The organism is Mesorhizobium sp. M1E.F.Ca.ET.063.01.1.1, assembly GCF_003998155.1.
Lineage (GTDB): Bacteria > Pseudomonadota > Alphaproteobacteria > Rhizobiales > Rhizobiaceae > Mesorhizobium.
Genome location: NZ_RZSC01000157.1, coordinates 1 through 10,017, shown reverse-complemented (window position 1 = coordinate 10,017; position 10,017 = coordinate 1). Strand labels below are relative to the sequence as shown.

Annotated in this window: 10 protein-coding genes and 1 pseudogene; 2 read left to right on the top strand and 9 right to left on the bottom strand. The window is 64.6% G+C overall.

Features of this window, described 5'->3' with window-relative positions; translation table 11 throughout:
* From EOA29_RS13985 to EOA29_RS13950, 7 genes and pseudogenes are all read right to left on the bottom strand, one after another.
* Positions 1 to 926: pseudogene (locus EOA29_RS13985) on the bottom strand (F0F1 ATP synthase subunit beta); the annotation flags it as partial.
* 75 nt (positions 927 to 1,001) lie between these two features.
* Positions 1,002 to 1,886: a F0F1 ATP synthase subunit gamma gene (locus tag EOA29_RS13975; protein WP_126091339.1), complete on the bottom strand. Its 885-nt coding sequence runs from the start codon at positions 1,884 to 1,886 to the stop codon at positions 1,002 to 1,004.
* A 28-nt stretch (positions 1,887 to 1,914) separates the two neighbouring features.
* Positions 1,915 to 3,444 (bottom strand): F0F1 ATP synthase subunit alpha, encoded by a 1,530-nt coding sequence (gene atpA, locus EOA29_RS13970; protein ID WP_126091338.1) that lies wholly within the window; start codon positions 3,442 to 3,444, stop codon positions 1,915 to 1,917.
* Positions 3,444 to 4,004: a F0F1 ATP synthase subunit delta gene (locus EOA29_RS13965; RefSeq protein WP_126091337.1), complete on the bottom strand. Its 561-nt coding sequence runs from the start codon at positions 4,002 to 4,004 to the stop codon at positions 3,444 to 3,446. Before EOA29_RS13965 ends, atpA begins: the two co-directional genes overlap by 1 nt.
* A 350-nt stretch (positions 4,005 to 4,354) precedes the next feature.
* Positions 4,355 to 4,750 carry a DUF4345 family protein gene (locus tag EOA29_RS13960; protein ID WP_126091336.1) on the bottom strand — a complete coding sequence of 132 codons (396 nt, stop codon included), beginning with the start codon at positions 4,748 to 4,750 and terminating at the stop codon, positions 4,355 to 4,357.
* 95 nt (positions 4,751 to 4,845) lie between these two features.
* Complete coding sequence (locus tag EOA29_RS13955) at positions 4,846 to 5,541, bottom strand: aspartate/glutamate racemase family protein (protein WP_126091335.1); 696 nt, start codon at positions 5,539 to 5,541, stop codon at positions 4,846 to 4,848.
* A gap of 33 nt (positions 5,542 to 5,574) precedes the next feature.
* Positions 5,575 to 7,758: a primosomal protein N' gene (locus EOA29_RS13950; RefSeq protein ID WP_126091334.1), complete on the bottom strand. Its 2,184-nt coding sequence runs from the start codon at positions 7,756 to 7,758 to the stop codon at positions 5,575 to 5,577.
* Between the two features lie 90 nt (positions 7,759 to 7,848).
* Here EOA29_RS13950 and fsa point away from each other — a divergent pair, with 90 nt between their 5' ends.
* On the top strand, positions 7,849 to 8,505 hold the full coding sequence (fsa, locus tag EOA29_RS13945) for a fructose-6-phosphate aldolase (protein WP_126091333.1): 657 nt from the start codon (positions 7,849 to 7,851) through the stop codon (positions 8,503 to 8,505).
* Positions 8,506 to 8,819: 314 nt separating this feature from the next.
* On the opposite strand, the gene EOA29_RS13940 is transcribed toward fsa, so the two are convergent.
* Together EOA29_RS13940 and EOA29_RS13935 are read right to left on the bottom strand one after the other, a co-directional pair.
* The gene (locus EOA29_RS13940) at positions 8,820 to 9,239 is read right to left on the bottom strand and encodes a carboxymuconolactone decarboxylase family protein (RefSeq protein ID WP_126091332.1); all 420 of its coding nucleotides are present in this window, start codon (positions 9,237 to 9,239) and stop codon (positions 8,820 to 8,822) included.
* Positions 9,175 to 9,603, bottom strand: a complete 429-nt coding sequence (locus EOA29_RS13935; RefSeq protein ID WP_126091331.1) for a MerR family transcriptional regulator — start codon at positions 9,601 to 9,603, stop codon at positions 9,175 to 9,177. The genes EOA29_RS13940 and EOA29_RS13935 overlap by 65 nt, the downstream gene beginning before the upstream one ends.
* 188 nt (positions 9,604 to 9,791) lie before the next feature.
* On the opposite strand from EOA29_RS13935, the gene EOA29_RS42225 reads away from it, so the two are divergent.
* Positions 9,792 to 10,017, top strand: a 226-nt coding sequence (locus tag EOA29_RS42225; RefSeq protein ID WP_210213145.1) for a hypothetical protein, incomplete at its 3' end; no start/stop codon positions are given.

Here is a 10,017-nt window from a genome sequence, read left to right as displayed (position 1 = left end):
ACGAAGAACAGCACGTCCTGGCCCTGGTCGCGGAAATATTCGGCGACGGTGAGGCCGGTCAGGCCGACACGGGCGCGCGCGCCCGGCGGCTCGTTCATCTGGCCGTAGACCAGTGCCGCCTTCGAGCCCTGGCCGCCGCCCTTCTTGTTGACGCCCGATTCGATGAACTCGTGATAGAGGTCGTTGCCTTCGCGGGTGCGCTCGCCGACACCGGCGAACACCGAGAAGCCGCCGTGGGCCTTGGCCACGTTGTTGATCAGTTCCTGGATCAGCACGGTCTTGCCGACGCCGGCGCCGCCGAACAGGCCGATCTTGCCGCCGCGGGCGTAAGGCGCCAGCAGGTCGAGAACCTTGATGCCGGTGACCAGGATCTGCGCTTCGGTCGACTGGTCGACATAGGCCGGAGCCGGCTGGTGGATGGCGCGCAGCTCGACGGCGTCGACCGGTCCGGCTTCGTCGACCGGCTCGCCGATGACGTTGATGATGCGGCCGAGCATGCCCGGGCCGACCGGCACCGAGATCGGCCCGCCGGTGTCGAAGACGTCCTGGCCGCGGACCAGGCCTTCGCTGGAGTCCATGGCGATGCAGCGCACGGTGTTCTCGCCGAGATGCTGGGCGACCTCGAGCACCAGGCGGTTGCCGACATTGTTGGTTTCCAGCGCGTTCAGAATGGCCGGCAGATGATCCTCGAACTGCACGTCGACGACGGCGCCGATGACCTGGCGGACCTTGCCGGCGGCGCCGACCCTCTTCGCCGCGACGCTCGCCGCCTTGGCAGTCGTTGCCGCCTTGGCGGGGGCTGCTGCCTTGGCCGGAGCGGCCGCCTTCTTCGCCGGAGCGGCCTTCGCGGCGGCGGCCGGAGCCTTTGCCGCTTCCTTGGGGGCCGGTGCCGCCTTGGCGGTCTTCGGGGTAGCTGCTTTCGCCATCGTCTTTGCCCTTTTCGTCTATCCGTTGCTCACGCCGTCCGCTGTGAGGTCGAGGACCTCGGCGGCGGGGCGTGCCTAGAGCGCCTCGGCGCCCGAAATGATTTCGATCAATTCCTTGGTGATCTGCGCCTGCCGTTGGCGGTTGTAGGTGATCGACAGCCTGTTGATCATGTCGCCGGCATTGCGCGTCGCATTGTCCATCGCGCTCATCTTGGCGCCCATCTCGCCGGCCGCGTTCTCGAGCAGCGCCCGGAAGATCTGCACGGCGATGTTGCGCGGGATGAGGTCGGAAAGGATTTCGCCCGGCTCCGGCTCGTATTCGTAGACGGCGGTGGCGCCGTTGCCCGTTTCGGCGGCGGCGGAAGCCTGGGCCGCCGGGATGATCTGCTGCGCCGTCGGGATCTGGCTGATCACCGACTTGAACTGCGAATAGAACAGCGTGCAGACGTCGAAGCCATTCTGGTTGAACAGGTTGATCACCTTGCGCGCGATCGCGTCGGCGTTGACGAAGCCGAGCGTCTTGACCTCGCGCAGATCGACGCGCTCGAGGATCAGCGAGCTGTACTCACGGCGCAGGATGTCAAAACCCTTCTTGCCGACGCAGATGATCTTGACCTGCTTGCCATCGGCGAGAAGCCGGCGGATGTGGTCGCGGGCAAGACGCGCGATCTGCGAGTTGAAGCCGCCGCACAGGCCGCGCTCGGCGGTGCAGACGATGAGCAGATGCACATCGTCCCTGCCGGTGCCGGTCATCAGCGCAGGGGCATCGCCGCCGCCGCCGATCGCCTGGGTGATGTTGGCCAGCACCGCGCCCATCCGCTCGGAATAGGGCCTGGCCGCTTCCGCTGCGTCCTGCGCGCGACGCAGCTTCGCCGCGGCGACCATCTGCATCGCCTTGGTGATCTTCTGCGTCGCCTTGACCGAGGCGATACGGTTACGAAGGTCTTTTAACGAAGCCATGCTTCAACCCGATCCCGTCCGGCTTCGTTCAAGCAAAGGTCTTGGCGAAGGCGTCGATTTCCGCCTTCAGCTTGGCGCGCAGGTCGTCCGACAGCGCCTTCTCCTCGCGGATGCCGTCGAGCACGTCCTTGCCGGCCGAGCGCATGTGGCTGAGCAGGCCATGCTCGAACTTGCCGACCTGGTTGAGCGCCAGCTTGTCGAGATAGCCGTTGACGCCGGCGAAGATCACCGCGACTTGCTCCTCGACCTTGAGCGGCGAGAACTGCGGCTGCTTGAGCAACTCCGTCAGGCGTGAGCCGCGGTTGAGCAGGCGCTGCGTAGCGGCGTCGAGATCCGAGCCAAACTGCGCGAAGGCCGCCATTTCGCGGTACTGCGCGAGCTCGCCCTTGATCGAGCCGGCGACCTGCTTCATCGCCTTGATCTGCGCCGAGGAGCCGACGCGCGACACCGACAGGCCGACGTTCACCGCCGGGCGGATGCCCTGGAAGAACAGGTTGGTCTCGAGGAAGATCTGGCCGTCGGTGATCGAGATCACGTTGGTCGGAATGTAGGCCGACACGTCGTTGGCCTGCGTTTCGATGATGGGCAGCGCGGTCAGCGAGCCGTTGCCGTTGTCGTCATTGAGCTTGGCGGCGCGCTCCAGGAGACGCGAGTGCAGATAGAACACGTCGCCTGGATAGGCTTCGCGGCCCGGCGGGCGGCGCAGCAGAAGCGACATCTGGCGATAGGCGACGGCCTGCTTCGACAGGTCGTCATAGCTGATGAGGGCATGCATGCCGTTGTCGCGGAAATATTCGCCCATCGTGCAACCGGCGAATGGCGCCAGGAACTGCATCGGCGCCGGGTCGGACGCGGTGGCGGCGATGATGATGGAGTAGTCGAGCGCGCCGCGCTCTTCCAGCACCTTGACGAACTGCGCGACGGTCGAGCGCTTCTGGCCGACGGCGACGTAGACGCAGTAGAGCTTCTCCTTCTCCGGACCGTTGTCGTGCACCGACTTTTGGTTCAGCATCGTGTCGAGGATGATGGCAGTCTTGCCGGTCTGGCGGTCGCCGATGACCAGTTCGCGCTGGCCGCGGCCGACCGGGATCAGCGCGTCGATGGCCTTGAGGCCGGTCGACATCGGCTCGTGCACCGACTTGCGCGGAATGATGCCGGGCGCCTTGACGTCGACGCGCTTGCGTTCGGTCGCCTTGATCGGACCCTTGCCGTCGATCGGATTGCCGAGCGCGTCGACGACGCGGCCGAGCAGGCCGGGGCCGACCGGAACGTCGACGATGGCGCCGGTGCGCTTGACGGTGTCGCCTTCCTTGATGTCGCGGTCGTTGCCGAAGATGACGACGCCGACATTGTCGGCTTCGAGGTTCAGCGCCATGCCGCGGATGCCGCCGGGGAATTCGACCATCTCACCGGCCTGGACGTTGTCGAGGCCGTAGACGCGGGCGATGCCGTCACCGACGGACAGAACCTGGCCGACTTCGGAGACCTCGGCCTCCTTGCCGAAATTCTTGATCTGGTCTTTCAGAATTGCGGAAATTTCCGCGGCGCGGATGTCCATCAGCCGACCTCTTTCAGTGCAAGCTTGAGCGAATTGAGTTTGGTTTTGAGCGACGTATCGATCTGGCGCGAGCCCATCTTGACGATCAGGCCGCCGAGCAGCGACGGGTCGACGGTCATGGCGATGGCCACGTCCTTGCCGGCGATGCTCTTCAGCGTCGCCTTGAGCTCGGTCTGCTGCGCATCCGTCAGCGCATGCGCCGAGGTGACCTCGGCCGACGCCTCGCCGCGATGATCGGCGGCGATCTGGCGGAACGCCTTGATCATGCCGGGCACGGCGAACAGGCGGCGGTTCTTGGCGACGACGCGCAGGAAATTGCCGACCAGGCCGGTGATCTTGGCCTTGCCGACGATCGCGCCGATCGCCTTGGCCTGATCCTCGCTGGAGAACACCGGGCTGTTGATCAGCCGGGTAAGATCGGCGCTGCCGTTGAGCATCGCCTCGAAGTCGTTGAGGTCGGCCTCGACCTTGGCGACCGAATTTTCCTGCAGCGCGAGCTCGAACAGCGAGCTTGCATAGCGTTCTGCGACAGCTGAGATTGGCGATGACGATTGGGCCACGGACCGTCTTTTCTCTTGTCTGACAGGCCGCAGATTGTTGGCGCGAGCAAAAACTCTGGCTAAATCTTTGACCTTACTGCATTTTTCCAAGCACGGAGGCGCGGCTTCCGCTATCCCCGGCCGAAAGTCGATTGCCGTCTAGCACAGGCCTTTTAAGACCGCAATGCATCGTCCGGCATGGTTTTCAGGCACTTTTGTCGCATCAGGCGGCGAAGGCCAAGCTCAAGCGCCGGATTAATGCATGTCGCCCAAAAGTGTGCAGCGGTTTTGGGAAAACGACATGCATCAAAACAAGGACCCAAAGCGCGTCGCTTGAATCCGCTTCGGCGCGACGCGCTTTAGTCACGAATTCACGGCACGAAGCCGAAGGCGAAGGCCAGCGGCAGGGCCGCCAGCGCCAATTCAACCACGATGGAAGCCCAGTTGAAAGGGGTGTTGGCGCCGTCCGACATCATCGACAAGAGCCGGCCGAAGGCCGTGAACAGCCAGGAGAAGCCGAGCGCCATGTAAAGCAGCGGCTGCGCCAACAGGATGCAGCACAGGCTGACGCCGAGATAGAAGCCCGACATGCGGCCGCGCCCTTCGGCGATCGCCGCCGCTTTCTCGGGCTTCGCCTGCAGGCGCAGGATGCGGAAGGCGAGATTCGGCGCCAGGAACAGCAACAGGCCGATGAGCAAGGTGACAACGGCGCTCGACCATGCCAGCCACTCGCCCTGGCTCGCGGGCCACGGAAACGCGAATTCCATCTTTCCCCCTCGTAAATTCTTGTTTGAAATTGCCGGCATTCTAGCGGAGGAAAAATCGCACGCCAGATGGCGGCCGGTACTTTAGAAAGAACGTATCAAGACAGCGCGAATTCGACCGCCGCCTCGGCATGAATGCGCGTGGTGTCGAACACCGGAATGTCGAAATCGCCCTGGCCGATCAGCATCGTGATCTCGGTGCAGCCCATGATGAGGCCGTCGATCTTTTCATCGCGCCGCAGGCGGCCGACTTCTTCGACATAGGCCGCTTTCGAACCGCTGCTGACGACGCCCTGGCAGAGCTCGTCGTAGATCACCCGATGCACCATGTCGCGGCCGGTCCGGTCCGGCACCACGGGCTGCAGGCCGTATTTGTCGGCGAGCCGCCCCTTGTAGAAATCCTGCTCCATGGTGAAGCGTGTTGCGAGCAGCGCCGGGCGCTTGACGCCCGCTTCGACGACGGCGTGCGCCGTGGCATCGGCGATGTGGATCAACGGGATCGACACCGCTGCCTGCACCTGGTCGGCGAGCTTGTGCATGGTGTTGGTGCAGATCACCAGGCCATGCGCGCCGGCTGCCTCCAGCCCGCGCGCGGCCTCCACGAGAAGAGTGCCCGCGCCTTGCCAGTCGCCCGCATGCTGGCGTTCGGCGATCTCGGCAAAATCGAACGACCACAGCAAAAGCTTCGCCGAATGCAGCCCGCCCAGCCGCTCGCGCACGATCTCGTTGAGCAGGCGATAATAGATCGCCGTCGAATCCCAGCTCATGCCGCCGATGAGGCCAAGGGTCTTCATGTGTGAGCGCTCCGGTGGGACAGTCTCTTGAGCTTATAGAAAGCTCTGCGGGTCGATGTCGACCTGCACCCTGACCGAGCCCCTCAGTTTCGGCCCATCCGCCAGCATGGCGCGAATAAAACCCTGCATGTCGGCGCGCCGCTCGCCCTGCACCAAGAGGCGGAAGCGGTGGCGGCCGCCGATCAGCGACAGTGGCGCCTCGGCAGGCCCGAGCACGAAGATATCGGACGCATTGGGCGCGGCGCGCCGCAAGCCCCGTGCATGGGTTTCGGCCTCGCCTCGCGTCGCGGCACTGACGATGATGCCGGCGAGCCGGCCGAAAGGCGGCAGCGCCGCCCGCTCGCGCTCGGCGATCTCGCGCTCGTAAAAAGCCTCCGAATCGCCAGAGACGATCGCCCGCATCACCGGATGGTCCGGCTGGTAGGTCTGTAAGAGGCCGAGGCTCTTCTTGCCGGTGCGGCCGGCGCGGCCCGTCACCTGGCTGAGCAGCTGGAAAGTGCGCTCGGCGGCGCGCGGGTCGCCATTGGCAAGGCCGAGATCGGCATCGACCACGCCGACCAGCGTCATACCGGGAAAATTGTGGCCCTTGGCGACGAGCTGCGTGCCGATGACGATGTCGGCCTCGCCATTGGCGACGGCCTCCAGTTCGAGCCGCAGCCGGCGCACGCCGCCGAGCAGATCGGACGAGAGCACGATGGTGCGCGCCTCCGGGAAATGCGCCACCACCTCCTCGGCGATGCGCTCGACGCCCGGCCCGCAGGCCACGAGATGGTCGAGCGTGCCGCATTCCGGGCAGGCTTCCGGCCGCCGCTCGTTGTGCCCGCAATGATGGCAGACAAGCTGGCCGCGAAAGCGGTGCTCGACCAGCCAGGCCGAGCACACCGGGCAGCCGAAGCGATGGCCGCAGACGCGGCAGAGCGTCAGCGGCGCATAGCCGCGCCGGTTGAGGAAGAGCAGGGACTGCTCTTCTTTCTCCAGCGTGCGCTGCATCTGCTCCAGCAGGAGAGGCGACAGGAAGCCGCCGCGCGCCGGCGGCGCGCGGCGCATGTCGATCGACTTCAGGTCGGGAAGCGCGGCCTCGGCGAAGCGCGACGACAGCACGGCCCTGTCGTATCGACCCTGGCTGGCATTGACCCGGCTTTCCACCGACGGTGTCGCCGAGGCGAGCACGACCGGGAAGGCCCCGATATGGCCGCGCACCACCGCCATGTCGCGCGCATTGTAGAAGACGCGGTCCTCCTGCTTGTAGGCGGGGTCGTGCTCCTCGTCGACGACGATCAGGCCGAGGTTCTTGAACGGCAGGAACAGCGCCGAGCGCGCCCCGGCGACGACGCGCACGCCGCCTTCGGCCACCTGCCGCCAGACGCGTTCGCGCATCCTGGGCGGCAGGTCCGAGTGCCACTCCGCCGGCTTGGCGCCGAACCGGTCCTGGAAACGTTCCAGAAAGGCATGGGTGAGCGCGATCTCCGGCAGCAGGATCAGCACCTGCTGGCCTTTGTCGAGCGCCGCCGCCACCGCCTCGAAATAGACTTCCGTTTTGCCCGATCCGGTGACGCCGTCGAGCAGGGTGACGTTGAAGGCGTCGGCCGCGATGGCGGCTCGCAGCTTCTCGGCCGCCGCCTTCTGGTCCGGCATCAATTCCGGCGCGGCATGGCCCGGATCGGGCGCCGCCACCACCGGCCTTGGCGGGATCATCACCGTCTCGAACACGCCTTGAGCCCTCAAGCCATCGATGACGGTCGAGGAGACGCCCGCCGCATGGGCGAGACCGGAGCGCGTCCAGGCAAGCCCGCCCTCGGCCGTCTCCAGCACGCGCCGCCGGGCATCGGTCAATCGATCGGGTTCCGCGAGGGTACGCTGCAGCCCCTCGATCCAGGGCTCCGGATCGAACGCTTCCGGTGCCCTGAGCAGCATGCGCGCCACCATGCCGGGAGCCGACAGCGTATAGTGCGCGATCCAGTCGACGAAGCGGCGCATCGCCCGGTCGATCGGCGGGCAATCGAAGACTTCCTCGATCGGCCGCAGCTTCTTCGGATCGACCGTTTCGACGGCGCCGTCCCAGACGATGCCAGCGACCTGGCGCGGCCCCAGCGGCACGCGCACGATCGAGCCCGGCACCACGCGCATGCCGGGCGGCACGGCATAGGTGTAGGGCCGTTCGGCAGGCATCGGCACCAGCACGGGTGCGGCCGCGACAAAGGGCGAATCTTCCGTCATCAGGCGTGACCTTGCCCTGACTTTGGTCTAGATCAAAGGGTGACCCCCCAAGGTGCATGCCATGCACATGAAAATCCTCAGGAGACCGCTATGAAGTTTTTTGTCGACACCGCCGACATCAAGGAGATCAAGGAACTGAACGATCTGGGGCTGCTCGACGGCGTCACCACCAACCCGTCTCTCATCCTGAAATCGGGCGGCAAGATCGCCGAGGTCACGAAGCAGATCTGCGACATCGTCGAAGGCCCGGTCTCGGCCGAGGTGGTGGCCACCGAGTTCAAGGACATGATGGGCGAGGCCGAGGTGCTGGCCAAGATCGCGCCGAATGTCTGCATCAAGGTGCCGCTGACGCTGGACGGGCTGAAGGCCTGCAAGACGATCCGCACCGAGATGAACCGCATGGTCAATGTCACGCTGTGCTTCTCGGCCAATCAGGCGCTGCTTGCCGCCAAGGCCGGCGCCTCCTTCATCTCGCCCTTCGTCGGCCGCATCGACGACACCGGCTGGGACGGCATGGACCTGATCGCCGACATCAAGCAGATCTACGATAATTACGATTTCTCGACCGAGATCCTGACCGCTTCGGCCCGCACCGTGAATCACGTCAAGCAGGCCGCACTGATCGGGGCGCATGTCATCACCGCTCCGCCGGCGACACTCAAGGCGCTGGTCAAGCACCCGCTGACCGACAAGGGCCTGGAGATGTTCCTCGCCGACTGGGCAAAGACCGGCCAGAAGATCGGCTGAGGCTGGAGATCAGACAAAAAAGAGGCCGGGCAACCGGCCTTTTTTGTAGATACAAGCGGTAGGCGAAGGTGTGTTGCGATTCAGGGGTTTCTTGAGCTGGTTCGCGAGACCCTTCGGGAGCTGTTCCCGGCTTAATGCATGACAAAGACTTAAAGCGCGTCGCCCGAATCCGCTTCAGCGCGACGCGCTTCAGGTGTTAGAGCGGTTTCCGGGAGCGGGTGAATAGCCTTTGGCCGCGTGACGCACGAAACCCGGATCCGAAGGCTCCTAAGCCACCTGCGCCATCTCGTGGTCCCTCGCCGTGAACCGGGCTCCTACACGCTCGCCTCCGCCTTCTGGACGGGAAATCGGGCGAATACTTCCTTGGCTGCGAACAGGCCGTTGAGAGCCGCAGGAAAGCCCGCATAGACCGCCATCTGCATGATGATCTCGATGATTTCGTCCTTGGTCAGCCCGACATTCAGGCCCGCCTCAATGTGAACCTTCAATTGCGGAGTCGCTGTCCCCATCGCGGTCAGCGCCGCGACAGTGGCGATTTCCCGAGCGCGCAGATCGAGGCCGGGGCGGCTGTAAATGTCGCCAAACGAGAACTCGAACACGTAGTTTGCGAAGTCGGGGGCAATGTCCGCCAGAGCGGCAATGACATTGTGGCCGGCTTCGCCGTCGATTTCAGCGAGCGCCCGCTTGCCGCGTTCCAGCCGGCTTTCGCCGGCGTTCGGGGATTGTTGCGTCATATTCTTTCATCCTCTGTTCATTGCCTGCATATCCGGCAATCTTGGTGTCGAGGACGAGAAGGCAGGCTTGCAATTCGGCCACATGTGCTCGGACACGCTCGCGGTGCTGTTCAAGCAACGCGCCGCGCTCCGCTTCCGTGCCGACGCCACGTTCCCGCAAGGCCTCGTAGCGCAGCATTTCCCGGATAGGCATCCCGGTCGCTTTGAGACGGTCGAGAAATTCTATCCAGCTGAGGATTGATGCGTCGTAGTCACGCTGGCCCGATTGGTCCCTGTCGGCATAGGGAAGCAGCCCGATCCGCTCATAGTAACGGATGGTGTGGGTCGATAATCCCGAACGCTTCGCCAGTTCACCAATCTTCATGAACGCCCTTCTTTCGTCACGACGCACGGGAAGCTACAGGTTAGAGTGCGCTCTAAGTCAAGGGGGCGCGCAACTCCGGCTCCTACACGGTAGTGTTCCATGACATGAGCGCCAAAGGTTCGTGGCTTCCGTTTGCGAGATGATGCCTGAACGTCGGAGAGCAACCACCAAGACCATGACTGGATCGGTTGGAGCTTCTGCATCCGACAATCTGGTCAGGCCGAGCCGGAGTCGAAGACGGGCGCGAAGCGACCAAACTGGACGGTTTCCGAGAAGCGGCCTACGCCGGCCGTAGCCTTGATTTAACTGCCACGCCACTCATGAGCGCTTCGGTCGGCGAAGGCCGGAAGCGCGAGAAGCCGGCATTTGCAGGCCGGCCTCACTTGAATATCAATACGCCTCAGGCCTTCTTGC